Below are 25,489 nucleotides of genomic sequence, written 5' to 3'. Positions count from 1 at the left end.
AATGCTGTCGACACGCCGCGCCGTTCACAAGCACGGTCCTTGCCGCCCTTATACCCGAATCCGGGAAGCAGTACCCAGTAGTTCTGGTGGGTTGCGGGAACTTTGCACAGGATGTTTGACGCGGCGGGCCTCAGTCTCTAAAGAGGCCGCCTTGAAGACCGGTCGCAGCCTACCCGGACAAAACAAGGACACCTGACTATGAAAACCATCGTCGTCTGCTCCGGCGGACTGGACTCCGTTTCGCTCGCGCACAGAATCGCTGCGGAACACGAACTTATCGGACTGATCTCCTTCGATTACGGCCAGCGGCACCGCAAGGAGCTCGATTATGCCGCCGCCTGCGCGCAAAGGCTCGGCGTCTTCCACGAAATCATCGACATGCGGGGCATCGGCAGCCGGCTGACCGGCTCGGCGCTCACCGACGACGTGGATGTGCCGGACGGGCACTATGCGGAAGAGACCATGCGCATCACCGTGGTTCCGAACCGCAACGCCATCATGCTGGCAATCGCCTTCGGCGTGGCGGCGGCGCGCGAGGCGGACGCGGTGGCGATCGCCGTCCATGGCGGCGACCACTTCATCTATCCCGATTGCCGCCCCGGCTTCATCGACGCCTTCCAGGCGATGCAGGACCATGCGCTGGAAGGCTATGCCTCGGTGAAGCTTTTGGCGCCCTATGTCCATGGATCGAAGGCCGAGATCGTGAAGGATGGTGCGGCCCATGGCACGCCCTTTGCCGAAACCTGGTCCTGCTACAAGGGCGGCGAGCGGCATTGTGGCCGCTGCGGCACCTGCGTGGAGCGGCGGGAAGCCTTTCATCTGGCCGGTATCGCCGACCCGACGGAATACGAGGACCCGGATTTCTGGATCGCCGCGACCGAAGGCTTCCGGGCCGAGGAGGTCCGCTGATGTACCGGATCACCAAGGAGTTCCACTTTTCCGCCTCGCATCAGCTCACGCATCTGCCGGCCGACCATCAATGCGCCCGGCTGCACGGCCATAACTATATCGTCGTGGTGGAGCTTGCCGCCGCCGAGCTCGATGAGGACGGCTTCGTACGCGACTATCACGAGTTGAAGCCGCTCAAACAGTATATCGACGAGAAATTCGACCACCGGCACCTGAACGAGGTCTTCGGGCACGAGCGGGTGACATCGGAATTCCTCGCCCGGCATTTCTACGACTGGTGCAAGGCGCGGCTGCCGGAAACGTCTGCCGTGCGCGTCAGCGAAACGCCGAAGACCTGGGCGGAATACCGGCCATGACCGGCGCGGATGCCCGCATCCGGATAAGCGAGATCTTCGGGCCGACGATCCAGGGCGAGGGCGTGCTGATCGGTCAGCCGACGGTCTTCGTGCGCACCGGCGGCTGCGACTATCGGTGCGGCTGGTGCGATACGCTGCATGCGGTCGACAGCGCCTATCGCGACGAGTGGAAGCCGATGAGCGTCGAGGCGATCTGGGCCGAGGTGGAGCGCCTTTCCGGCGGCGTGCCGCTGACGGTCTCGCTTTCCGGAGGCAATCCGGCCATCCAGCCGCTCGGACCGCTGATCGAGCACGGAAATCGGCGGGGCTACCGCTTCGCGCTCGAAACACAGGGCAGCATCGCCAAGGGTTGGTTCGAAAATCTCGACACGCTGGTGCTGAGCCCGAAGCCGCCTTCGAGCGGCATGGAAACGGACTGGCATGCCCTGCAAAACTGTCTCGACATGGCGGCCAGCAAGCCGCAGACGGTGTTGAAGATCGTGGTGTTCGACGATGCCGACTATGCTTTCGCCAGGCACGCGGCGGCGCGCTTTCCGCATCTGCCGGTCTATCTGCAGCCCGGCAATCACACGCCGCCGCCACCGGATGACGACGAGGCGGTGGTCGATATCGACGGGGTCATGGACCGGATGCTGTGGCTCGTCGGCAAGGTGACGGAGGATCGCTGGTTCGCAGCCCGCGTGCTGCCACAGCTTCATGTTCTGCTCTGGGGAAACCGGCGCGGGGTTTGAGCGGTCAAACCCAGCCCTGAAGCTCGCGGCGGACGACCTGTTCCAGAACCGTCATTCCATCCGGGCTGTCGTTGAGGCAGGGGATGTGGACGAATTTCTCGCCGCCGTGGTGCAGGAAGCTCTCGGCCGCTTCGCCGGCGATCTCCTCCAGCGTCTCCAGACAGTCGGAGACGAAGCCGGGATTCATGACCGCGATGCGCTTGACGCCTTCGCCTGCCAGCTTCTCGACCGTCTTGTCGGTATAGGGCTGTAGCCATTCCTCCGGGCCGAAACGGGACTGGAAGGTGACCATGAACCTTTCCGGCGGCAGGCCGAGCGCTTCGCGGAGCAGGTGCCCGGTCGTCTCGCAATGGCCGCGATAGGGATCGCCCTTTTCTGAATAGGAGAGGGGGATGCCGTGGAAGGAGGCGAGTAGAACCTCGGGCTCCCAATCGAGACTGGAAAGAGTCTGCCTGTAGGAATTCGCCAGCGCCTCGATATAGGTCGGGTCGTCGTGATAGGGCGGCACGGTGCGCACCGCCGGCTGCCAGCGCAGCTTCATCAGATGCTCGAAGGCCTTGTCGTTGACGGTCGCCGTGGTGGAGGCGGAATATTGAGGATAGAGCGGGAAGACGAGGATCTTCTCGCAGCCCTTTTCCCTCAGCGCGTCGATGCGCGCGGCGATCGAGGGCTGGCCGTAACGCATGCCCCAATCGACCACCACGTTCGGCAGGTCCTTGAGCGCCTCGGCCATGAGCTCCGCCTGGTTGCGGGTATAGGTGCGCAGAAAGCTCTCGTTCTTTTCCTTGTTCCAGATCGCCTCGTAAGCTTTGCCCACCTTCTGCGGGCGCTTGCTCAAGACGATGCCCTGGAGGATCGGATACCAGTAGAGGCGCGACCACTCGATCACCCGCCGGTCGGAGAGAAATTCGGAGAGATAGCGGCGCATCGGCCAGTAGCTCGTGTCGTCGGGCGTTCCGAGATTGACCAGCAATACGCCGACCTTGCCGAAGCTCGTCTCCGGTTGGAGGATCGGCATATGCGCGGTTTCGGAAGCCATGGACACTCTTTCGATCTCACTAGCGGGCATTGGCTGCCCGGATTGCGGCCTATTTAGAAACAAAAACCGATCCGGGAAAGGCCCGGACCGGTTCTTCAAGCGAGACAAATCGTCTTAGCTGCTTATTGGGCGGGCAGCTCCAGTTCCGCGCCAACCAGAATGCGGTTCGGATTGCGCAGGCTGTTGGCCTCGGCGATCCTGGTCCACTGGTTGCCATCGCCATACTCGGCTTCCGCGATCTTCCACAGAGAATCGCCGCGGGCGACCGTATAGGTCTTCGGTCCGCCGACGGCCGGAGCGGGCGTCGCAGGCGCCGGTGCCTGGGTTGCGGGAGCGGCAGCGGTCTGGCCGGACGACGGAGCGGCGGGGGCGGGTGCCGCTGGAGCCGCAGCGGAAGAGGATGCCGCGGGAGCCTCCTTGGCCGGCGGAGTATAATCAGCCGGGGTAAGGTCGGTGATGCGGCCATCCGTGAAGGGCTTGTAGGGATTATTGGCCGTCAGGTAGTCGGCAACCGCCTGTTCGAGGTTGGGGCCGAAATCGTATGGATTGACGGCGTTGGTCGCGAAGGTCTTGTAGCCATCGCCGCCGCCGCGCACATAGTTGTTGGTGACGACGCCATAGGTCTTGTTTGGATCGAGCGGCACGAAGGCCTCGCCTTCCTTCACCTGAACGTCGCTCACGCGGCCGCCGGGAGGTTTGGACCGGTCAAAGGAATATTTCATGCCGGCGACCTGTGGGAAGCGGCCGGCGCCTTCCTCGATCTGGCCGACGCCGTTTTCGAGCGCGGTGACGAGATCGGAGCCCTTGAGCTGGAAGGTGGCGATGGTGTTCTGGAACGGCAGCACCGTCAGCACCTCGCCCATGGTCACATCGCCGCCGTCGATCGATGCGCGCAGACCGCCGCCATTGGCGATCGAGATGGTGATGCCCTGGCCCTTCACGCGGTCGAGCTGGGCCTCGGCCACGAGATTGCCCATCGTGCATTCCTTGGCGCGGCAAACCGTGCGGTCGCCTTCGATCGGCCCTTCGGAAACGCCGACCACCTTCTTCTTCAGTTCTTCCAGGGGCTTGCCGAGTTCGGCGACCTTGGCGACATAGGCGGCATCCGGCGTGACCGAGGCATCGAGGAGCTTCGGGGCGCCCTCCGCCGATTTCACCACGCCGTTATCGTCGAAGACCACTTTCAGGTCGCCGAGGTATTTCGAGTAGGCATAGGCCTGAACGATCGGGACGTCCACGCCGACGGGGTTCTTCACCAGCGTGGGGTAGGGGCCGGCGGCCTTTTCATCGGTGTTCGAGAGCAGCGTGTGACTATGGCCGCCGACGATGACGTCGATGCCGTTCACGGCTGCGGCGATCTCCTGGTCGCGCACATAGCCGACATGCGACAGGACGATGATCTTGTTGACGCCCTGAGCCTCGATCTCCGGCACGATCCTGTTGAGATATTCGACCTCGTCCTCAAAGCGGATAGTGTCGCCCGGCGAGGAGGTTTCGTCGGTATCGGTCGCGAGAACGGAGACGACGGCAACCTTCTGGCCGCCCATGTCCTTGACGATGTAGCCTTCGAACTTCTTGGCGACCGGGCTGTTGTCGGCGGCGATCGTATTGCCGGAAATGATCGGGAAATCGGCGGCGTCGATGAATTTCAGGAGTTCTTCCGGACCATCGTCGAATTCATGATTGCCGATCGCCATGGCATCGAAGCCGATGCCGTTCATGAAATCGGCGACCGGGCCGCTCTTGAAGGTGCTGTAGAAGAGGGATCCCTGGAACTGGTCGCCGGCGTCCAGCACCAGCAGGTTCTGCCCGTTCAGTTCGCCGCGGCGGCCGTCGATGGCGGCCTTCACGCGGGCGATGCCGCCGAAGCACTCGTTCTTGGAGGCTTCTTCCGCGGTGCAGGTGGAATTGAATTTGTTGATGGCTTCGATGCGGGAATGAAGATCGTTGATGTGCAGGATATTGAGTTCGTAATCGGCGAGTGCGGCGCCGCACGAAAGAGCCATGGCCGATGCGGTCATCAGCCCAAGTCTCAATGTTTTCATCATGTTGCCTCTCCTGTTCCCTTTGTTGGCGGCGTTGCACCGCTTCACTGCCGGCCGTCGTAACATCCCACCATGACAGCCGTTCTGCCGGGCATGTTTTCATCAACAAAGGTCGGTTTCAAGGGAAATATGACAGGCAGGCGCGGCGTTTCGCGTCTCCGGGAAAATACGAAAAACCCCGCCGGAGCGGGGTTTCGGAACCGTGAGGATGGAAGTCGCTCAGCTCCGCCGTGCGAGCGAGAATTGCGCGCCGCTATCCTGCGTGCAGTTCAGCTGGTTCGGCGAGACGAGCGCGCAGTTGACCCTGGAGGTCGTGTTGCGCACCAGCGAGGTCATGTTGATCTCGACGAGCGTGGGCGAGACGTTCCTGTAGTTGCCGGAAGCAAGCAGGGCATTGCTGTCGGTCGACCGGGTGCTGAAGGTGCCGGCCTGGAACGTGGAGACGATCCCGTTCGGATCGGCCCAGCTGCCCTCGACGCCCCGCGCCTGCGGCGTTCCGGAGGGCGGCGGCAGGCGACCGGGAGGAGGAGAGGACACGCACGCGCTGAGCGTGGCGGCGGCAATGAGCACGAGGCTCGCTCTGATTTTCATGACTCTGTCTCCCGCGATTCGATCTGGCCTGGCGCTAAACCATGCCGCGAAGGCCTATGTAACGCAAGGCGCGCAGTTTCATAGGGCCAAGGCCTGTGGACAGCTAGCGCTCCAAGTCCAACTATCCACAGGCTCTTCTTTTCAACACATGAAAACGCCCGCGGGAAGGCGGGCGTTTCATAAAGGTCAATGGAGGGAGGCTCGCCTCAGCGGACCAGGACGTTCCTGAACTGCCAGGGATCGCTGGTGTCGATGTCCTCCGGGAAGAGACCGGGACGGCCCTCGAGCGGGGTCCAGTCGGTATAATGGCCCTCGACCGGGCCGAGATAGGGAAGCTGGACTTCGAGGCAGCGCTTGTAGTCGATCTCGTCCGCCTCGACGATGCCCGCGTTCGGATTTTCCAGCGCCCAGACCATGCCTGCGAGCACGGCGGAGGTCACCTGCAGGCCGGTTGCGTTCTGATAGGGGGCGATGCGGCGGGTCTCTTCCAGAGACAGGCGCGAACCGAACCAGTAGGCATTCTTCTCGTGGCCGTAGAGCAGGACGCCGAGTTCGTCGATGCCGTCCTCCAGTTCGTCCTCGTCCAGAACGTGGTGGACCGGCTGTGCGTTGCCGCCATTGCCGAACATCTCGTGCAGCGACAGCACGGCATCGTTGGCCGGGTGATAGGCATAATGGCAGGTCGGGCGGAAGGTCACGTCGCCATCCTTGTCGCGCACCGTGAAATAGTCGGCGATCGAGATGGATTCGTTATGGGTGACCAGGAACCCATATTGCGGGCCGGGCGTCGGGCACCAGGTGCGCACGCGGGTATTGGCGCCGGGCTGCTCCAGATAGATCGCCGCCTTGCAGCCTTTCTTGTGCTTCTTGGCGTTCTTCGGCATCCACTTCTCGTGGGTGCCCCAGCCGAGTTCGGCGGGCTGCAGGCCTTCGGAGATGAAGCCTTCGACGGACCAGGTGTTCCAGAAGACGTCGAGCGGCTTCGGGTGCTTGGTGCGCTGGGTGTCGCGCTCGGCGATGTGAACGCCCTTGACGCCGAGCTTCTTCATGAGCTTCGCCCAGCCTTCACGATCATGCTGGTCGGGCTCGTCGAATTTCAGGCCGGTGTCGTTGGCGAGGTTGACGAGCGCCTGCTTGACGAACCAGGAAACCATGCCCGGATTGGCGCCGCAGGTGGAAACGGCGGTCGCGCCGCCCGGGTTCTTTTCCTTCTCCTTGCGCACGGTTTCTCGCAGCGCATAGTTGGTGCGGTCGGCATTCTTCATGTTCTTGTCGAAATAGAAGCCGAGCCAGGGTTCGACCACGGTATCGATATAGGGCACGTCGAGCTTGCGGCAGAGCTTCATGATGTCGAGCGAGCCGGTATCGACGGAAAGATTGACGCAGAAGCCCTGGCCACCGCCTTCGGTCAGCAGCGGCTTCAGGAGTTTCTTGTAGTTTTCCTTGGTGACATACGACTTGATGTGCCGCACGCCGTGCTTTGCCAGAATCTCTGTGTGATCGGCGTCATCGCGCGGGTCGATCACGACCATCCGGCTCTTGTCGAACTTGAAATGACGCTCGATGAGCGGCAGCGTTCCGCGGCCGATCGAACCGAAGCCGATCATCACGATCGGGCCGGTGATCTCGCCATACACCGGATAGGTCTTTTCTGACATGTGTTTCTCCTTGATCGGCGGCCTCTCGGCCGTGGTCCGACTGTGCGGCAGTGGAAGGAATGATTGTTACGCGTGGGTCGGTTTTCAACTGGGCAGTTCGCAGGCTCTAAGATCATAAAATCTCGTCACAATAAAGAGCCTGTCAAATGGAGCGGGAAAACGCCGTTTCCAGTCTGCAGATGCCCCGAGATCCACACTCAGGGCTCATGATTCTCCGACGAGTTCGGCGGGGATCAATCCGCGCAGCGAATTGCCGACGAAGAGCCTTCCGGTCCCGAGGTCTTCGGGCTTCAAAACCTGGCTGCGTGCCTTCCTCTCACGGATGAGTTCGGCGCGCAATATGCCGGGCAGCAGGCCGCTGGTCAGCGGCGGCGTCAGAAGCGAGCCGTCCGGCTCCTCGAGGAAGGCATTGGTGATCGTGCCTTCGCAGACTTCGCCGCGCTCATTGAGGAGCAGCACCTCGTCTGCCTCTTCGGGCGAAAACTCGGCGCGGGCGGCCTCATAGGGCTCGCGTCTCGATGTCTTGTGGCGGTAGAGGGGATCGTCCGAGGCAAGCCGGGCGGCTTTGGCGATGCGCAGGCGCCAGACCGTACCTTCCGGGATCGGTGTGAAGGGTGTGGTCGTGATCTCGATCTTGCCGCGATAGGTCATGACGAGGCGGACGCGCAAGGGCACTTGGCCGCCGGCTGCGGCTTCGAGCTGGTTGAGCGTATCCAGCGGCGGCTGACGGAAGCCGAGCGCATCGGCCGAACGGCTCAAGCGGCGAAGATGCTGCTCCAGCCGAACGAAGCCTGTTTCGGGCTCCCACCGCATCGTTTCGATCAGCGAGAAATCCATTGATCGCCTACCGCAAACCGCGCCTTCAACAGGCATTCCTCGTATTCGGCCTCGGCCTTCGAATCGAAGACGATGCCGCCCCCCACATTGAAGACGGCCTTGCCGTCGTTGAAAAGCGAGATCGTGCGGATCGCCACCGAAAACCGCATCGGCCCGGCCGGATCGCACCAGCCGATCGCGCCGCAATAGACATCGCGGCAATCGGCTTCCAGTCGCCTGAGAATCTGCATCGCCCACATTTTGGGCGCTCCCGTGACCGAGCCGCAGGGGAAGAGCGCGGCGAGGATTTCCGGCAGGCCGATTTCGGGCCTCAGCTTCGCCCGCACATGGCTCACCATCTGGTGGACGGTCGGGTAGGTCTCGATCTCGAACAGCTTCGGGACGTCAAGCGTGCCCACTTCGCTGACGAGTGAGATGTCGTTGCGCAGCAGGTCGACGATCATGCGGTTTTCCGCAAGCGTCTTCTCGTCGGCGAGCATGGCCTCGACGATCGCCTTGTCTTCCTCCGGCGTCTTGCCGCGCGGGGCCGTACCCTTCATCGGATGGGTTTCGATGAAGCGCCCGGCATCCACCGAAAAGAAGAGCTCCGGCGAGCGCGACAGGACGACCGGGCCGCCCGCATCCCTGGTGAAATCGACGAGCGCACCATAGCGGACCGGCTGGCGCGCGACGAGCGACCAGAAGACGGAGCGCGGATCGCCCTGCCAGCGGGCGGTGACCGGCATGGTGAGGTTTCCCTGGTAGCAATCGCCGTTGCGCAGATGCCGATGCAGGTGGTCGAACCGCTCGCGATAGGTTTCGAAATCCCAGGCGGCGCGCGGTTCGGTGAAGGGCTCTTCGTTTCTGGCGGCAAGCGGCGCGGCAAGCGGATGGTCCTCGCCGGCGGGGGCATCGAAAATGCCCATGGCGATGAGCGGCGTCGGTCTCTCCGGGACGATCAGGGGCTTGAGCTTCTCCTCGAAGACGTAGCCCGCTTCGTAGGAGATATAGCCCGCGAGCCATTGGCCGGCACGGCGCGCTTCTTCCAAGCGTTCCAACGCGGGCAGCACATCCTCGGCCTTATGCGCGGTCACGATCTCTCTCGGCCGGTCGAAGACGAGGCTCCGTCCGGCAGGATCGTCGCGAAACAGCGCATAAGGTGGGTGGTCTGCCATCTACGTGTTGGTTTCCGAAGGTTTGCTTGCCCCTCACCCTAACTCTCTCCCCGTCAGACGGGGAGAGGGGACCTGCCGAACTTGCCGGCAAAGAATGACGAAGAGGTCGCGGCATATCCCTTCTCCCCGCATGCGGGGGTGAGGAATGGTCGGCGCAGCCGACGAAACGATCCAGTGAATCGTTTCGAATGACGAACGCCCTGAGCCGAAGCGAAGGGCCGGACAAGGTGGCGGCAGCCTGATGAGGGCATTCTCCCCTAAAGGCGATTACCCTTGTCCAAAGCCTCCAGCTCATCGATCAGGCCCTCGATCATCGAAAGCCCCTTGGACCAGAAGGAGGGATCGGTGGCGTCGAGGCCGAAGGGCTTCAGCAATTCGGAGTGATGTTTGGTGCCGCCGGCCTTCAGAAGCTCGAAATACTTCTGCTGGAAGCCGGGCTCCGCGCCTTGGTAGACCGCGTAGAGCGAGTTCACCAGGCAATCTCCGAAGGCATAGGCATAGACGTAGAAGGGCGAGTGGATGAAGTGGGGGATATAGGCCCACCAGGTCTCGTAGCCCTCCGAGATGCGGATCGCGGGCCCCAGGCTTTCCGCCTGAACCGAAAGCCAGAGCTCGCCGATCTGCTCCGATGTCAGCTCGCCTTCCTTGCGGGCGGTGTGAACCTTGCGCTCGAACTCGTAGAAGGCGATCTGACGCACGACCGTGTTGATCATGTCCTCCACCTTCTGGGCGAGCATGGCCTTGCGCTCGCGCTTGTCCTTCGTCTTTTCGAGAAGGGCGCGGAAGGTCAGCATCTCGCCGAAGACCGAGGCGGTCTCGGCAAGCGTCAGCGGCGTCTGGCACATCAGGGCGCCCTGCTTGCCGGCCAGCACCTGATGCACGCCGTGGCCGAGTTCATGGGCGAGCGTCATCACGTCGCGCGGCTTGCCCATATAGTTGACGAGCACGTAAGGGTGCGCCGACGGGACGGTGGGATGCGCAAACGCACCCGGCGCCTTTCCGGTGCGCACCGGCGCGTCGATCCATTCCTCATCGAAGAAGCGGCGGGCGATATCGGCCATTTCCGGGGCAAAGCCGCCATAGGCCGAGAGAACCGTATTTTTCGCTTCCTCCCAGGAAATGAGCGCGTTCGAGGTTTCCGGCAGCGGCGCGTTGCGGTCCCAGAAATTCATCTCTTCCATGCCGAGCCACTTCGCCTTCATGGCGTAGTAGCGGTGCGAGAGGCGGGGGTAGGCGGCCTTGACCGCTTCGGCCAGCGCATCCACCACTTCGCGCTCGACGCGGTTGCCGAGGTGCCGGCTATCGGCGATATCCTCGAAGCCGCGCCAGCGGTCGGAGATATCCTTGTCCTTGGCGAGCGTGTTGGTGACCAGCGTGAAGATGCGGATATTGTCCTTGAAGGTCTTCGAAAGCGCGGCCGCCGCCTTGGCGCGGGTCGGCTCGTCCGGCTCCTGCAGCATGTTGAGCGCCACTTCGAGCGGCACCTTCTCGCCGTCGATGTCGTAACGGAGCTCCGCCATGGTCTCGTCGAAGAGGCGGTTGAAGGCGGCGCTGCTGGTCATGGACTTTTCGAGGAAGAGCTGCTCGAGCTTGTCTTCGAGCTGGTAGGGCTTGTCTTTCCTGAGATCGACGATCCAGGGGCGATAATGGCCGGCCGCCGGGTCACGATCCATGCAGGCGTCCATCACCGCGTCGTCAATACGGTTCAGCTCCAGGGGCAAGAACAGGAGATGCGCCGAAAGATCGGTGAGCTTCGACTGCACGTCGCCGTAGAACTTGCCGTTTGCGGGGTTGGACGTGTCGGAGAAATAGGTGAGGCCGGCAAACGAGCCGATCTTGCCGAAGATATCCTCGATCACCTCGTATTCGGCAAGCGCCTCGCCGATGCCTCCGCTGCCCGTCTTGCCGGCTGCTTCGGCGAGCTTGCCTTTCCACTTCGCCTCGAATTCCCTGGCGAGCTTCGCAGCCTTGTCGAGGTCGGCGCGGAAAGCCGGAGAATCCTTGTCCTCATAGAGATCGGAAAGCTTCCAGACGGGCAGGAGGCCGAGCGCGGGATCGGCGGCGGCACCCTTACCCGCAGGGGCAAGAGCACGGGGAATTGCGATTGCGGGCATATTCAACATATTGTTTCTCCTGGGTCGCCGCTTCCGTCATGCTCGCTTCTTTTCCGCGCCAGCAGTTAAAATGCAAGCTTTTCTCAAAAGGGGATGTTCAACCCTTTATGGGACAAGCGGCCTGTAATGAGCCCATGAGGGGACATAATGACCGCTGCCAGGAGCCGAGCATGATTGCGCAAATCCTTGTTGTCGATGACGATCCCATCCAGCGCCGCCTGTTGAAGAATGCCGTGGAACGCCACGGTCATGCGGCGCATCTCGCAGAGAACGGCCGTGCCGCGCTCGAGTTCCTGAAGCGCTCCCGCTCCGAGATCAACGTCATCGTGCTCGATCTGATGATGCCGGAAATGGACGGTCTCACCTTCCTCGAAACGATCCGTGGAATGGGCGTCGAGACGCCGGTGATCGTGCAGACCGGGCAGGGCAGCATCGAATCCGTCGTGCAGGCCATGCGCGCCGGCGCCTTCGATTTTGTGGTCAAGCCCGTCTCGCCAGAGCGCATCGCCGCCTCCATTTCCAATGCGCTGAAGCTCGACCAGCGGGAGGGGCGCAACCGCGCCGGCCGCCGCGTCCGCTCCAGCTCCGTCAACTTCACCGATATCGTTTCGGCCAGTACCGAGATGCTGCGCGTCATCGATCTGGCCAGGCGCGCCTCGCAATCCAGCATTCCTGTGGTGCTCGAAGGTGAATCGGGCGTCGGCAAGGAACTCATCGCGCGGGCCATCCAGTCCGGCGGCGACCGGGCGGCCAAGCCGTTCATCACCGTCAATTGCGGCGCCATTCCCCACAATCTCGTCGAAAGCATCCTGTTCGGTCATGAAAAGGGTGCATTTACCGGCGCCACCGAGCGGCATACCGGCAAGTTCGTGGAGGCCGACGGCGGCACGCTCTTCCTCGATGAGATCGGCGATCTGCCGCTCGAGGTGCAGGTGAAGCTGTTGCGCGCCGTGCAGCAGGGCGAGATAGAGACGGTCGGCGCCGCAAAGGTGCAGAAGGTCAATGTCCGGCTGATTTCGGCCACCAACAAGGACCTGATCGAGGAGGTGAGGGCAGGCCGGTTCCGCGAGGATCTTTATTACCGGCTCAACGTCTTCCCGATCACCATTCCCGCGCTTCGCCGTCGCAAGGAGGACATTCCGCACCTGGCGCGCGTCTTTGCCGAGCGCTTCTCGTTCGAGCAGAAGCTGCCGAAAATGCTGTCGGTCGGCGCCGGGGCGCTTGCCCTGCTGACGGCCTATGACTGGCCGGGCAATATCCGCCAGCTCGAAAACGCCGTCTTCCGCGCCGTCGTGCTGGCGGAGGGCGACGAGCTGACGGAAGCAGATTTCCCGCAGATCGCCGCGCAGGTTCCGGAATTCCGGAGTGCCGAGCTTTCCGCCACGGAGGAGGATATCGCGCCGTCCGTCCGCTACGAGCCGGTCATCACCCTGCCGCTCGATGCGGCAGCCAGGGAACGCGGCGAGCCTCCCCGGCCGGACAGGCCCGATCCGCGCGCGCTTCTCGCGGCGGCTTATCCTTCCGCGGAAAACGTCATCTCCAGCACGGATCAAGCCGGCGAAGTGCGCAAGCTCGCGGATGTGGAAGAGGAACTCATTCGTTTTGCCTTAAAGTTCTACCGCGGCCAGATGAGCCAGGTGGCGCGAAAGCTGGGGATCGGGCGGTCCACGCTTTATCGGAAACTGAAGGATTACGGCATCGATCCCGACGATCCGCTGAAGGAGGCGGCCTGAGGTCCGCCAGCCAAATCAAGGCATTAGCATGTGAGCTGGTGTTAACTTTCGGGCAAGGATGTTCTGTCACCCTTTGTCAATCTCTCGTTAGTCGATTATTGACTAAATGTGAGAAGCTTGTGAATGTGTGGCAAAATTGCCATCGTGTCACCGCAATTGACAGTCATTTGAGGCAACAGGGGAATGTTGCCTACAAGACGGGGATAGCCTTGCCTGATCTGAATGCCAGCCAAACGCCTTCGGGTGAAAGCGTGCGCGGTCTCCATGCCGGGCTTTTCCGGGCTCTCGCGAAGCGTGCCGCCGCGGCTGCGTTTTTGATGTGCATGGCCATCCCGTTTACCCTGGCTTCCGTTTCTGAGGCGGCTGCGGAGAATCGCAGTCTCAAGCTCTACTTCGTCCACACGAAGGAAAGGGCGATCATCACCTACAAGCGGAACGGCAGGTTCGATCCCAAGGGGCTGCAGCAGGTCAACCAACTCCTGCGGGATTGGCGCCGCAATGAGCCCACCAAGATGGACCCGCGGCTGCTCGACCTCGTCTGGGAAGTCTACCGGCGCAGCGGCGCTACCGATTATATCCACGTCGTCTCCGCCTACCGTTCTCCCGCGACCAACGGCGCGCTGCGTTCGCGCACCAAAGGCGTGGCGAAGAACAGCCAGCACATGCTCGGCAAGGCGATGGATTTCTACATTCCCGGCGTAAAGCTCGCGACGCTGCGCAGCACGGCCATGAAGATGGAAGTGGGCGGCGTCGGCTATTATCCGAATTCCGGCTCGCCCTTCGTGCATCTCGACGTTGGTGGAGTGCGGGCATGGCCGCGCATGAGCCGCCAGGAACTGGCCAGGCTCTTCCCGAACGGAAATACCGTTCATCTTCCTTCCGACGGCAAGCCGCTTCCGGGCTACGATACGGCGCTCGCCTCCTACAAGAAGCGCCTTTCCTCGGGCCAGCAGATCGAGATCGCCAGCGCTTCCGGCAGTTCGAGCGGCAAGCGGCGCAACCTTTTGGCCGTGCTCTTCGGCGGCGACGAGGACGAGGATGCCGATGCCATCGCGGCCCCGGCCCCGGTTGCCCCCGCGCGGCAGAGGCAGGCGGAACCCGCCCCGCAGCCGGTAGCTCCTCAGCCGGCAGCCGAGCAGCCGGTCATGGTGGCGGCGGTCGAGCCACAGCAGCCCGAGAATATCGCAGCACCCGTGCCGCTTTCGCGCCCCGCGCTGCGCCAAGAGAATGGGCCGGGCGGTCTGGCCACGGCGCTCTATTCCCCCACCCGCAACACCGCCCAGGAGGCCCTGCAGGCAGCGATGCCGCCGCAGCCGCGGCCGCCTGAAGGCGAAAACTTCGCCGATCTTGCCCAATATGCCATTCCCGTTCCGACGCTGCTCGGCCCGCGCGGCCTGAAAGGCGATGCGGAACAGGGCGTGATGACCGCTTCGGCCGATGGCACGCTGCCTGCCGGCGAGCTTGCGGCCGTGCCGCTGCCGGTCGCCCGGCCCTCGGTCGCCGAACCTCTGCTTGCTTCCGTCGAGGCCGATCCGGAAAGCGAAGCGGATCTCGTGGAACAGCAGCAACTCACGCCGTCCGTCGTCGCGGCGCTCACCCAGAGCGCGGCAGAAGCCCGGGCAGCCATGACGCCTCAGATGCAGCCGGCACATCCCGCGGCGAGGCCGATGGAGATGGCGGCAATTCCTTCCAAACCCGCACAGCCTTCCGGAAACGGAATGCGCTTCGGCGACGGCTTCGATGCGCCCGTCGAGAGCTCCAAGCCGGCGGCCGTCGTAAAGGGCGGACGCGCAGGAAAGCCCAGCCAGCAAAAGCCGGACGACGGCGCGCTGACCGGCGACGTGATCGCCAAATGGGCCGTCAACAACAATCGCGCGGGAGAGATGGCTTCCGTCAAGGCGCCGCGCGTCGTCACCCGCACGCTCAACGCGGATTATTCGGCAGCCTATGCGAGCGGCGGCTTCAAGCCGGTCACCGCGGCAAGGTCGATCGACCCGAACCGGTTTAGTGGTCCGGCCGGCATCAAGCGCTAAACACTGGGAAAACCAAGACAAACGAAAACCCGCCGGTCATTCCGGCGGGTTTTCGCATTCTGGGTTGCGTTCCCGGCTTACCGAGTGGCCGGTTGCGGGCTTGGGGACTGGGCACGGTGGCTGAGCTGGATGCTGGCGACCACCAGAAGGCTGCCGGCGATCTGTACGGCACTCAGGGTCTGATCGAGAAATATCCAGCCGAGCAGGACCGCCACCATTGGGCTCAGAAGGAGAAGCGACGAAGCCACGGAGGGCGGCAGGCGGGCAACTCCCCGGAACCAGATAACATATGTCACTGCGGCCCCGATCAGGCTGAGCCATGCCAGCCCCAGCAGGTTGGTTGCGGTGAGCGGCGGCAAGGACGGCTCGAACCAGAAGGCCACCGGCAGCAGGAGAATGCCGCCCGCCGTCAACTGCCAGGCTGTGAAGGTCAGCAGCGAGACCGGCGGCTGCCATCGCCTGCTCAAGACGGTACCGGCGGCCATGGAGGCAGCGCCTGCAAGGCCGGCGACAATGCCGAGCGGATCGAGTGCCGCGCCCGGAGCAAGGACCAGCAATGCCACGCCCACGAGACCGGCGATCGCGGCGACGACCGACAGAAGGTGGATAGGGCTTCCGAGCAGGAGGCGTGCGAGCACGACGACGACCAGCGGCTGAATGGCGCCGACGGTTGCGGCAATGCCTCCGGGCAGCCTGTAGGCGGAGATGAAGAGCATGGCCTGGAAGAAGGAGAAGTTCAAAACTCCCAGGATCGCGATGCGCATCCACCATGTGCCCCAGGGCAGCCGGCGGACGAAGAGGAGCAGGAGCAAACCGGCCGGCAGCGCCCGAAGGACGGCGACCGTCAGGGGATAGCCCTGCGGCAGGAACTGGGTGGTGACGATATAGGTGCTGCCCCAGATGGCCGGCGCGAGAGCCGTGATCAGCAGATCGAAGCTGGATGTTTTCATAGTATGTCCAAAACCTCCGAGACGGGGCGACGGGGCTTTTGCGGCCAATTGCCTTCGGCCGCGCGGCCGACGGCAACCAGCAATGCAGGTATTTCATCGGGTTCCAAGGAGAATTCTTCCCGGAGCGCATCCGGATCGAACCCGACTATGGCGCTGGAGGAAAGGCCGAGTGCTTCGGCGGCGTAGATGAGTGTCGCCGCGCCAAAGGTGGCGGAGCGCAACGCCTCGTCGCGGGCGGCCTGTGAACCGCCATATTGAGTATCGGCGCCTTCCCGCCAGGCATCGGCCATGGCCGGCGGCATGAAGCCCGCTTGGATGAAAGGTCGCAGCCGATCGGGAAGCGTGGCCGCATCGGGAAGCCTGCCGCAGAGGATGAAGGTAACGGCTGCGTCGCTCACCTTCTTCTGCCCATAGGCGATGGCGCGCAGCCGCGCCTTGGCCTCGGGCGACTGGACGGCGATGAAGCGCCAGTTCTGCAGGTTATAGGCGGTGGGCGCCCGCGTCGCCAGGCCGACCAGCCGCTCGATATCGGCAGCCGGCAGCGTATGGGACGGATCGAAGAGATTGGCGGAAACGCGTTTCTCGATGAGGGTAATGGTCGGATGGGTCATGATCGGATCTCTGAATGCGGTCTTCGCGCCTCGCTCGGCGCTTTCGAGCAGCTCTTTGGCTGTCAGGCTGTTTTTACCGAATTCACTTGCCGGGGATAATAAGCTATATGGTGATATGATTATTCACCAATAGGAAATAAAAGTGGATCGACTAACCGCGCTCAATGTGTTTCGGCATGTAGCGGAACTGAAGAATTTCGCCGAAGCCGGGCGGCGGCTCGGTCTCTCACCGCCCGCCATCAGCAAGAACATCAACGAACTGGAGACGCATCTTGGCGTCCGCCTGTTCAACCGCACGACGCGCCGGGTCAGCCTTACCGAGGCGGGCGTGGTCTATCTCGACCATGTCGCGCGCATCCTGGACGGATTGAAGGAGGCCGACCGTGCCATGGGGCCGCTCCAGGACGCGCCGAGCGGACTGCTCAAGGTGGCGGCCCCGATGACGGTGACCCTGACGCGGCTATCGGCGGCGATCCCCCGGTTTCTTTCGCGATATCCCGACCTGTCGCTCGATCTCAACCTCGACGACAGGCGCGTGGATATCGTGAGCGAAGGCTATGACATCGCCATCCGCGGCAGAGATCAGCTGGAGGACACCAGCCTGATCGCCCGCAAGCTTGCCTCCATGCCGCATGTGGTCTGTGCCGCACCTTCCTATTTCGAGGCCTTCGGGCGGCCGGCGACGCCGGAAGAACTGGCGGGGCATGATTGCATCCAGTTCAGCCTCTCGGGCAGCGCCGATATGTGGGAATTCCGGAAGGAGGACCGCGTGGCGCGCATCGCCATCAACGGCCGCTACAAGGTGACGTCGAGCCTCGCGGTTCGTGACGCGCTGCGCGCCGGCTTCGGCCTCAGCCTCATTCCGCGCTCCTATGTTCAGGAGGATCTGGAAAAGGGATTGCTGCAAACGGCGCTCGAGGATTGGTCCACGGCCGACACGAACCTCTATGCCATCTACCCGTCCCGGCGGTTTCTCGCCCCGAAGCTCAGGGTGTTCCTCGACTTCCTGGTCGAGGAATTCGGGGGCGATCCTGCCTGAGCGCCGGTTGGTGGGCCGGAGTTCAGATATCGTAGCTATGGGCGGCGTTGATGGTCGAGATGAACTGCTTCGTGCGCTCATGCTCTGGGGAGGTAAACATCGACCGGGCGCTGCCGGTCTCGACAACCCTGCCGGCCTCCAGGAAAACGACGGCATGCGCGATGCGGGAGGCCAGGCGCAGGTCGTGGGTCGCCATCACCATGGTCGTCCCCTCATTGGCAAGCCTGCCCAGCACGTCGACGACTTCCGCGGAGAGTTCCGGGTCGAGAGCGGAGGTCGGCTCGTCGCAGAGAAGCACGCGCGGCGAGGGCGCCAGCGCACGGGCGATCGCCACACGCTGCTGCTGCCCGCCGGAAAGCGTCGATGGCCAGGCATCGGCCTTATGGGCCATGCCAACCTTGGTCAGCAGTTCCATGGCGCGAGCTTGCGCCTTTTCCCTCGGCCATTTGAGAACGGTGACCAGCCCTTCCATGACGTTCTCGATCGCCGTGCGGTGGGGGAATAGCTGGAAATTCTGGAAGACCATGCCCGTCTGACGACGGATCTTCTGGATCGCCTGCCAGCCGACCTTCCTGCCGGGCTGGAAGTCCAGCCGTTCCTCGCCGAGGCGGATGGAGCCGGCGGTCGGGATTTCCAAGAGGTTTATGCAGCGCAGCAGCGTGCTCTTGCCACCGCCGGACGGACCGACAAGGGCGGTGACGCTGCCCTCCGGAATGCGGAGGCTGATATCCTTCAGGATCACGGAATCGCCGAAACGCTTTTCGATATCCGAAAGCTCGATCATGTGTTTGCCTCCAGCATGCCGCCATAGCGGGCAAAACGCCGTTCCAGGCGGACCTGCAGTGCGGATAGCACTGAGCTCAGGACGAGATAGATGAGTGCGGCCTCGATATAGAGGATCAGCGGCTCATAGCTCGTCGCGACGATTCGCTGGGCAGCCTGGAAAAGCTCCGGCACGGTGATCGCCGCGGCCAGCGAGGTATCCTTCACCAGCGATATGAAAGTGTTCGAAAGAGGCGGTACGGCGACGCGTGCGGCCTGCGGCATGATCGTGCGGCTCATGGCTTGGCGCCACGACATGCCGATGGAATAGGCGGCCTCCCACTGTCCCTTCGGCACGGAGGAGATAACGGCGCGGATGATCTCGGAACTGTATGCCCCGATATTGAGCGTGAAGCCGATCAGTGCCGCGGGGAAGGCATCGAGCAGGATGCCGATGCTGGGCAGGCCATAGAAGATGACGAAGAGCTGCACCAGCAGCGGCGTGCCGCGAATGACCCAGACATAGAAACGCGCGACGAGCGCAACGGGCGCGGGGGCGAACAGGCGCGCGACCGCAGTGGCCAGGCCGAGAATGAGGCCGAAGAAAAAGGAAAGCAGCGTCAGCGGGATCGTGAACTTGATACCGGCCCACAGAAGCGTGGGCAGCGAATCCGCCATCAGTTGAAGCCAGTGCGGCACGATGCGACCCCTCAAAAAATGATAGGCGTCCGGCCGGCGGCCGGACGCATCGAACTAATAGTTCATGTTGGTTGCGCGGGAAACCCGCAGGACACTTCAACCTATTTCGAAACGTCCTGTCCGAAATACTTTTCCGATATCTTCTGGTAGGTGCCGTCGGCCTTGATGTCGGCCAGCGCCTTGTTGATGGCTTCCAGAAGCTCCGGCTCTTCCTTGCGGATGATGATGCCGGAATATTCGGCGTTTTCCTGCTCGGCGGCGATCTTCACCGGCGCGTCGGGCTTCTGCTTCTTGAAGTCGAGGAAGGAGAGGCTGTCATTGATCGTCGCATCGGCACGGCGCGTCAGCACGAGCTGGATGGACTGATCGAAGCCGTCCGTTCCGACGAGCTCGGCGCCGGCCTGTTCGGCGAGCTTGCCGAAATTGCTGGTCAGCGACTGGGCAGACTTCTTGCCCTTGAGATCGGCAAAGCCCTTGATGTCCTCGTTGTCTTCCCGGACGATCAGGACGGCCTTCGAGGCGATATAGGGCTCGGAGAAGTCATACTTCTGCTTGCGAGCCTCGGTGATGCCGACCTGATTGATGACCGCATCGTAACGCTTGGCGTCGAGGCCGGCGATCAGCCCGTCCCATTTTCCCTCGATGAACTCGGCCTTGACGCCCAGCTTCGCGGCGACCGCCTCGCCGATCTCGACGTCGAACCCGACGAGCTTGCCGGTCGCATCATGATAGGTGAAGGGCGCATAGGTGCCTTCGGTGCCGATCTTGATGGCGCCGGCGGAATTGATGGCGGCGAGATTTTCGCCAGCGAGCGCCGGCATCAGGGCTGCCGCCTGGATCAGCGTGGCAGCGGCAATGGTTTTCAACCAACTCATTTCATTAATCCTTTCGAAGCTGGCAGATGGTGGCGCATACATCGCAGAAAATGGGAAGCTTCGAAGGAAAGAAAACTGCAAAGAAAACGGGCAGATGCAAATATTTTTCTCAAGCTTGCCGCAAGCCGGGTGGAGCGAGGCTAAGCTTCAAGAGTTCAGGGGCGCGAGGCAAACAAAAACCCGCCGGGAAGCCCGGCGGGTTGAAGGTATCGGATGGGGCGCGTGCCGATCAGGCGGCGTCCTGGTCCTGCGGTGCCTCGATCATGCCGAGCGCCTGCAGATAGGTATCGAGGATCAGGTCCTCTTCCATGCGCTCCTGCTCGTCCTTCTTGCGAAGCGCGATAACCTTTTTCAGAATCTTGGTGTCGAAGCCCATGGACTTCGCCTCGCCATAGACGTCCTTGATGTCGTCGGCGATCGTCTTCTTTTCTTCTTCCAGCCGTTCGATGCGCTCGACAAATGCGCGGAGTTGGTCGCGGGCGACGCCATGTGCATCAGACATCGAGTGTCTCCTGATCTTTGAAAATTCGAATGAGTGGTCGTCAACTGCCGAAAAGCCGCCGCAAGGTCAAGGGCGAATCCCCGACAGATCAACCATGCGCGGGTTTGTTCACGCCGAATGCGGCTTTTTGAGCATCCTCGGGTTCGGACTGGTGGAGATTTTCACGCCGGGTACGGCCCGGTACGCGAGGGAAACACTCTGTATTCGTGCAAGGCGGGATCGGCGTTGAGCGTGGCAAAGATCGGCGCAAGCCGTTCCGCCCAGGCTTCGATGCCGGCCTCGTCGCCGATCAGATCCTGCCGAACCTCCAGGAGCGCATGCGGCGTGCCGGACGTCATGCAATGCCGGTACATGGTGTCGCCGCGCAGCGCGCCGTCATAGGGCTCGTTGTCCCCGACCAGAATATCGCCGGGCTGACGCAGGAGTTCCAGGAAGGGCAGCACGGCACGATGGTCGCTGTCCCATAGCACGGCGGCGTGCCAGGGGCGGGGCACGCCCTTCCAGGCCGGCGTGAAGGAATGCAGCGAGAGCACGAGCGGCGCCCGGCCGGATGCGCCCGCCTTCGCGAGCGTTCTCTCCACCGCGCGGTGATAGGGGCGGTGATAGGTATCGAGGCGAAAATTCCATTCCTCATCGGTGATCGGATAATTGCCGGGAACGATCGCGCCGTCGGAAATCTTCATGACGAGGGTGGGGTCATCCTCGCCGCGGTTCGGATCGATCAGCAGGCGGGAGAAGCAGCCCAGCACGGCGGGCACGTTCAGCGTGGCGGCGAGCCTGCGCGTCAGGCCCTCTATGCCGATGTCGTAGGCGATATGACGCCGGAAGGCCTCGTCGGGCAGGCCGAGGCTTCCATAGGCCTGCGGCAGGCGGTTCATCGCATGGTCGGCGAGGAGCACCATGCCGCTGTCATAATCGCCTTCTATGATTTCGAAAGGAATGAAGTCCTGCATATGTGGAAAAGGTAATCCCGAAGTCCCGAACCGATCGGTGTTGATGACACGGGGGCGATGCCGGCGCAAGCTGCGTTCGCATGAAGGTGTTCCACCGGGAAGAAGCCTATAATCGATTAGACCTTCGTTGACTTTCGGAACCTGTCGCGCGAAGAAAGTCTCTCACGAATAACCATGGAGTCCCATCGGAAACCGTGTCGAAGAGATCCTCCGTTTTTCCCATCCGCTCCTTCTCAACTTTCCCGGCACTGGCATTCGCGGCGGCGCTCGGTGCGCCCCTCTTTATTGCCGATGCCGCGCATGCGGATTTCCGCGTCTGCAACGGGACCCAGAACCTGGTCGGTGTCGCGATCGGCTACCGGGCCGAGGAAGGCTGGACCACCGAAGGCTGGTGGCAGGTGCCGGCCTCCACCTGCGCCACGCTGATCGAGGGCGAGCTGAAATCCCGCTACTACTACCTTTACGCGGAGGATGCCGCCCGCGGCGGCCGCTGGACGGGCGACGTGAACATGTGCGTCGCCGAAAACGAGTTCAAGATCGGCGGTGTTCAGGATTGCTTTGCCCGCGGCTATCAGCGGATGGGCTTCAAGGAATACGACACCGGACGACAGGGAAGCTGGATGGTCCAGCTTTCCGATACGCCTGCTACGCAGGAAGGCCAGAATTGATGAAGCGTAATCGTAAAGTGAAAATCCTCGCGACGCTGGGTCCCGCCTCGTCCGAGGAGGAGATGATTCAGAAACTGCACGAGGCAGGCGCCGACCTCTTCCGCATCAACATGAGCCATGCCAGCCATGACGTGATGCGTAGCTTGATCAAGCGCATCCGTGCCGTGGAAGCCCGCTCGGGCCGGCCGATCGGCATTCTGGCGGACCTCCAGGGGCCGAAGCTGCGCGTCGGCAAATTCGCCGCGACCAAGGTTGCGCTGGCGCCCGGGCAGACCTTCACGCTCGACAATCGCGACGAGCCGGGCGACGAAACCCGCGTCTTCCTTCCGCATCCGGAAATTCTCGAAGCCGTCAAACCGGGCCACCGACTGCTGATCGACGACGGCAAGCTGACGCTCAAGGCCGAAAAGACGGACGGCAAGAGCATCGTCTGCACCGTCATCGCCGGCAATGGCATTTCCGACCGCAAGGGCGTGAGCCTGCCCGATACGCTGCTTCCCGTCGGTGCGCTGACCGACAAGGACCGCGTCGATCTCGACGCCGTGCTGGCTACGGACGAAGTCGACTGGGTGGCGCTTTCCTTCGTGCAGCGGCCGGACGACCTTGCCGAAGTGCGCAAGATCGCCCGCGGCCGCGTCGGCATCATGTCGAAGATCGAGAAGCCCCAGGCCCTGGAGCGCATCGACGAGATCATCGAGCTTTCCGATGCGGTCATGGTGGCGCGCGGCGATCTCGGCGTCGAAATGCCGATCGAAGCCGTTCCGGGCATCCAGAAGCAGTTGACCCGCTTGTGTCGGCGCGCCGGCAAGCCGGTCGTCGTGGCCACCCAGATGCTGGAATCGATGATTACCGCGCCGGTTCCGACCCGCGCCGAAGTTTCGGACGTGTCCATCGCCGTTTTCGAAGGCGCCGATGCGATCATGCTCTCGGCCGAATCCGCTTCGGGCCAGTATCCGGTCGAGGCGGTCTCGATGATGACGGCCATTGCCAGCCAGGTGGAGCAGGACCCGCTCTATCCGACCATCATCTATGCCCAGCGCGCCACGCCGGAGGCGACGGGGGCGGATGCCATCTCGCTTGCCGCCCGCCAGATCGCCGAAACGCTGAAGCTCTCGGCAATCGTCACCTATACCTCGTCCGGCACGACTGGCCTGCGCGCCGCGCGCGAGCGGCCGCAGGTGCCGATCATCGCGCTTTCGCCGATCATCCAGACGGCGCGGCGGCTTTCCATCTGCTGGGGCCTGCATTGCGTCGTCACGCATGACGCCACTGATCTCGATGACATGGTCAACCGGGCCTGCCGCATCGTTGTGTCGGAAGGTTTCGGCAAGCCGGGAGACCGGATCATCATTTCGGCGGGCGTGCCGCTCGGAACTCCCGGTGCCACCAACATGCTGCGTATCGCCTATATCGGCTCGGACGGCCAGACGGGCGTTTAAACACAAGCCTGGTTCAAGAAAAGGACCCGCCGGAGCGATCCGGCGGGTCCATTTCTTTATGAGGTCTTTTCGATCGAAAGGTCGATGATCGGCTCGAGTTCCGTTGCACGAGGGGCGAGCCTCGCTTCGGCAATGCGCGCGGCGGCCTCAAGGTCCCGCTCGAACCCGGAGAGTTTCTCTATTGCCGCGATTGCCACGTCGGTCGCCATGTAATCCGGCTTGTGACCGAGATTGCGGATGAAGACAAGTTCGGAACCGGCGATATCGCGGGCGAGGCCGCGCGAGTGGATTTCCTCGGCAACAATGGCGTCGCTGTCTCCGGTGACGATGATCGTCGGAGCCGTGATCTCGCGGTAGCGCGGCGAAACGCGGGTCACGTATTCATTCAGATTGGCCACGTCGATCGCATTGTGACGGAATGCCCTGGGCCTCAGCACCAGAGCCGGCGCGCCTTCCGAAAGATATGTCTCGGGTCGCGGATTGGGGTGGAAGACGGAGCGGGTGGCGCTCTCGATCAGCGCCAGTCCAGCCGGCAGCGCAAGCAGGCGGCTGAAGAGCCAGCCCGAAAGGGGGCGCCTGGCGAGCTTGTAGTACCAATCGATATCACCTGGCCAAGGATGCGTGGCGGGCGCAAGAAGGAGGAGGCCGAGTGTCTTTTCCGGATGATGAAGGGCGAAGCTCGCGGCGATCGCCGCGCCGAAGGAGTGGCCGCAGATGATGGCGCGCCCGATGCCGCGCTTCTCCATCAGCCTTGCGATCGCCGCCGCCTGCCCATCCGGAAAGCCGTTCTCCTGCCCGCCGCGTTCGGAATAGCCGTGGCCGGGGCGATCGACGAAAAGAAGTTCGGCGCGGCCTTCAAGCGGCCTGCGGAAAGCGGTCTCCTGATCCTTGAGATTGCCGCTTGCGCCATGGATGAAGACGATCGGCGGGCACTCCGCCGGGGCGCGGGCGGGGACGTGCAGCACGTTCATCGAAAACCCGCCCACGTCCACGAGTTCGCCTGCATTCGGGAATTCGGCCTCAATGGCGGAGGCCTTCCAGGCGGAGAAGCCGAAGGCGGCTGCGATCAGGCCGGCGAAAACGAGAGGCAGGAGGAGCATGGAAGGCAATATAGCAGCGGCCGGTTGTTACGTCCTGCTGCCCGCAAGCTTCTCGGAGATTTTCGTCACCGCCTCCTGCGCATCGCGATCGGCAGGGTAGACTTCGAGATAGCGTTCCCAGGCCTTGAGAGCGAGTTCATCCTCTCCGGCCTCGGTGAGGATCGCAGCCATGCCGGCGATCGCGCCGAAATGGCGAGGCTCGCGCTTCAACACCTCGTTGATGTCGCCCATGGATTTGCGTTTGTTGCCCATGGTGTAATGCAGGGTGGCGCGGCGGTTCCAGGCCTCCGTATAGGCCGGCTGCAGCAGCGTTGCCCGATCGAGGAAATCGAGCGCGGCGGCGTTGCGCTTCTCCTCCGCGGCGGTGGAAGCCCACTGCATCAAGAGGTTGACGGTGGGGCTGCCGGAATCGCTCATCTCGGCGGCTATCTGGCTTGCAATGCCGCGCGCCTTTTCCGGGTTTCGCTCGCGCTTCAGCGCCTCGAACAGCGGATCAAGCGGATTGGCGGGCTCTGGGGCTTCCGCCTGCGGAGCGGGCGAAGGTGCCGTCGCCTCGGGAGCCGGGGAGGGAGCTACCGCATCGGGCGCCTGCGCCCAACCGGGCGTGGCGAGAAGGGCAGTGCCGAGAATCAAGGTCGCGAAACGAAAACAGCGCATGCGGATAAGGTAATCCGCATGCGCTGAAGTTCAA

The 25,489-nt window shown here is 62.9% G+C and carries 23 protein-coding genes and 1 pseudogene; 8 read left to right on the top strand and 16 right to left on the bottom strand.

The features are described from left to right. Positions 1–198: 198 nt before the first annotated feature. The 3 genes from queC to queE are packed head-to-tail and all read left to right on the top strand — an operon-like array spanning position 199 to position 1,996. Complete coding sequence (queC, locus tag YH62_RS13080) at positions 199–909, top strand: 7-cyano-7-deazaguanine synthase QueC (RefSeq protein ID WP_046794651.1); 711 nt, start codon at positions 199–201, stop codon at positions 907–909. Next, positions 909–1,265: a 6-carboxytetrahydropterin synthase QueD gene (queD, locus tag YH62_RS13075; protein WP_046794650.1), complete on the top strand. Its 357-nt coding sequence runs from the start codon at positions 909–911 to the stop codon at positions 1,263–1,265. The genes queC and queD overlap by 1 nt, the downstream gene beginning before the upstream one ends. After that, positions 1,262–1,996: a 7-carboxy-7-deazaguanine synthase QueE gene (gene queE, locus YH62_RS13070; protein WP_046794649.1), complete on the top strand. Its 735-nt coding sequence runs from the start codon at positions 1,262–1,264 to the stop codon at positions 1,994–1,996. The genes queD and queE overlap by 4 nt, the downstream gene beginning before the upstream one ends. Before the next feature lie 4 nt (positions 1,997–2,000). Here queE and hemH read toward each other — a convergent pair whose 3' ends face one another. From hemH to YH62_RS13035, 7 genes are all read right to left on the bottom strand, one after another. Further along, positions 2,001–3,035, bottom strand: a complete 1,035-nt coding sequence (hemH, locus tag YH62_RS13065; RefSeq protein ID WP_046794648.1) for a ferrochelatase — start codon at positions 3,033–3,035, stop codon at positions 2,001–2,003. A 122-nt stretch (positions 3,036–3,157) separates the two neighbouring features. Continuing rightward, complete coding sequence (locus tag YH62_RS13060; RefSeq protein WP_046794647.1) at positions 3,158–5,083, bottom strand: 5'-nucleotidase C-terminal domain-containing protein; 1,926 nt, start codon at positions 5,081–5,083, stop codon at positions 3,158–3,160. 216 nt (positions 5,084–5,299) lie between these two features. Then, positions 5,300–5,671, bottom strand: coding sequence for an outer membrane lipoprotein Omp10 (gene omp10, locus YH62_RS13055; protein ID WP_046794646.1), 372 nt, complete (start codon positions 5,669–5,671; stop codon positions 5,300–5,302). Between the two features lie 206 nt (positions 5,672–5,877). After that, positions 5,878–7,329, bottom strand: coding sequence for a homospermidine synthase (locus YH62_RS13050; protein WP_046794645.1), 1,452 nt, complete (start codon positions 7,327–7,329; stop codon positions 5,878–5,880). Positions 7,330–7,533: 204 nt separating this feature from the next. Continuing rightward, positions 7,534–8,166 (bottom strand): aminotransferase class IV family protein, encoded by a 633-nt coding sequence (locus YH62_RS13045; protein WP_082118340.1) that lies wholly within the window; start codon positions 8,164–8,166, stop codon positions 7,534–7,536. Continuing rightward, positions 8,151–9,320: an aminodeoxychorismate synthase component I gene (locus YH62_RS13040; protein WP_046794644.1), complete on the bottom strand. Its 1,170-nt coding sequence runs from the start codon at positions 9,318–9,320 to the stop codon at positions 8,151–8,153. The genes YH62_RS13045 and YH62_RS13040 overlap by 16 nt, the downstream gene beginning before the upstream one ends. Positions 9,321–9,577: 257 nt before the next feature. After that, positions 9,578–11,434 carry a M3 family oligoendopeptidase gene (locus YH62_RS13035; RefSeq protein WP_046795080.1) on the bottom strand — a complete coding sequence of 619 codons (1,857 nt, stop codon included), beginning with the start codon at positions 11,432–11,434 and terminating at the stop codon, positions 9,578–9,580. 170 nt (positions 11,435–11,604) lie between these two features. On the opposite strand from YH62_RS13035, the gene YH62_RS13030 reads away from it, so the two are divergent. Beyond that, complete coding sequence (locus YH62_RS13030; protein WP_137326808.1) at positions 11,605–13,167, top strand: sigma-54 dependent transcriptional regulator; 1,563 nt, start codon at positions 11,605–11,607, stop codon at positions 13,165–13,167. A gap of 209 nt (positions 13,168–13,376) precedes the next feature. After that, the gene (locus YH62_RS13025) at positions 13,377–15,200 is read left to right on the top strand and encodes a DUF882 domain-containing protein (RefSeq protein WP_046794642.1); all 1,824 of its coding nucleotides are present in this window, start codon (positions 13,377–13,379) and stop codon (positions 15,198–15,200) included. A 77-nt stretch (positions 15,201–15,277) separates the two neighbouring features. Here YH62_RS13025 and YH62_RS13020 read toward each other — a convergent pair whose 3' ends face one another. Together YH62_RS13020 and YH62_RS13015 are read right to left on the bottom strand one after the other, a co-directional pair. Then, on the bottom strand, positions 15,278–16,150 hold the full coding sequence (locus YH62_RS13020) for an EamA family transporter (protein ID WP_046794641.1): 873 nt from the start codon (positions 16,148–16,150) through the stop codon (positions 15,278–15,280). Further along, complete coding sequence (locus YH62_RS13015; protein WP_046794640.1) at positions 16,147–16,761, bottom strand: nitroreductase family protein; 615 nt, start codon at positions 16,759–16,761, stop codon at positions 16,147–16,149. The genes YH62_RS13020 and YH62_RS13015 overlap by 4 nt, the downstream gene beginning before the upstream one ends. A 142-nt stretch (positions 16,762–16,903) precedes the next feature. Here YH62_RS13015 and YH62_RS13010 point away from each other — a divergent pair, with 142 nt between their 5' ends. Further along, positions 16,904–17,800 (top strand): LysR family transcriptional regulator, encoded by an 897-nt coding sequence (locus YH62_RS13010; RefSeq protein ID WP_046794639.1) that lies wholly within the window; start codon positions 16,904–16,906, stop codon positions 17,798–17,800. Positions 17,801–17,822: 22 nt separating this feature from the next. On the opposite strand, the gene YH62_RS13005 is transcribed toward YH62_RS13010, so the two are convergent. From YH62_RS13005 to YH62_RS12985, 5 genes are all read right to left on the bottom strand, one after another. Then, positions 17,823–18,584 (bottom strand): amino acid ABC transporter ATP-binding protein, encoded by a 762-nt coding sequence (locus YH62_RS13005; RefSeq protein ID WP_046794638.1) that lies wholly within the window; start codon positions 18,582–18,584, stop codon positions 17,823–17,825. Continuing rightward, the gene (locus YH62_RS13000; RefSeq protein ID WP_046794637.1) at positions 18,581–19,261 is read right to left on the bottom strand and encodes an amino acid ABC transporter permease; all 681 of its coding nucleotides are present in this window, start codon (positions 19,259–19,261) and stop codon (positions 18,581–18,583) included. Before YH62_RS13000 ends, YH62_RS13005 begins: the two co-directional genes overlap by 4 nt. A 101-nt stretch (positions 19,262–19,362) precedes the next feature. Next, positions 19,363–20,136, bottom strand: a complete 774-nt coding sequence (locus tag YH62_RS12995) for an amino acid ABC transporter substrate-binding protein (protein WP_046794636.1) — start codon at positions 20,134–20,136, stop codon at positions 19,363–19,365. A 229-nt stretch (positions 20,137–20,365) separates the two neighbouring features. Beyond that, positions 20,366–20,638, bottom strand: coding sequence for a DUF2312 domain-containing protein (locus YH62_RS12990; RefSeq protein ID WP_046794635.1), 273 nt, complete (start codon positions 20,636–20,638; stop codon positions 20,366–20,368). Positions 20,639–20,799: 161 nt separating this feature from the next. Further along, entirely contained in the window at positions 20,800–21,591 is a 792-nt protein-coding gene (locus YH62_RS12985) for an N-formylglutamate amidohydrolase (RefSeq protein WP_082118339.1), read from the bottom strand. Between the two features lie 281 nt (positions 21,592–21,872). On the opposite strand from YH62_RS12985, the pseudogene YH62_RS12980 reads away from it, so the two are divergent. Then, a pseudogene (locus YH62_RS12980) lies at positions 21,873–22,259 on the top strand (DUF1036 domain-containing protein); the annotation flags it as partial. Then, positions 22,259–23,698 (top strand): pyruvate kinase, encoded by a 1,440-nt coding sequence (gene pyk, locus YH62_RS12975; protein ID WP_046794633.1) that lies wholly within the window; start codon positions 22,259–22,261, stop codon positions 23,696–23,698. The pseudogene YH62_RS12980 and the gene pyk, both read left to right, overlap by 1 nt. A 56-nt stretch (positions 23,699–23,754) precedes the next feature. Here pyk and YH62_RS12970 read toward each other — a convergent pair whose 3' ends face one another. Together YH62_RS12970 and YH62_RS12965 are read right to left on the bottom strand one after the other, a co-directional pair. Further along, the gene (locus YH62_RS12970; RefSeq protein ID WP_046794632.1) at positions 23,755–24,798 is read right to left on the bottom strand and encodes an alpha/beta hydrolase; all 1,044 of its coding nucleotides are present in this window, start codon (positions 24,796–24,798) and stop codon (positions 23,755–23,757) included. Positions 24,799–24,825: 27 nt separating this feature from the next. Further along, entirely contained in the window at positions 24,826–25,455 is a 630-nt protein-coding gene (locus YH62_RS12965; protein WP_046794631.1) for a hypothetical protein, read from the bottom strand. Between the last annotated feature and the right edge of the window lie 34 nt (positions 25,456–25,489).

This window comes from Rhizobium sp. LC145 (genome assembly GCF_001005825.1).
Taxonomy (GTDB): Bacteria; Pseudomonadota; Alphaproteobacteria; order Rhizobiales; family Rhizobiaceae; genus Neorhizobium.
This window is presented reverse-complemented; position numbering and strand designations above follow the sequence as displayed.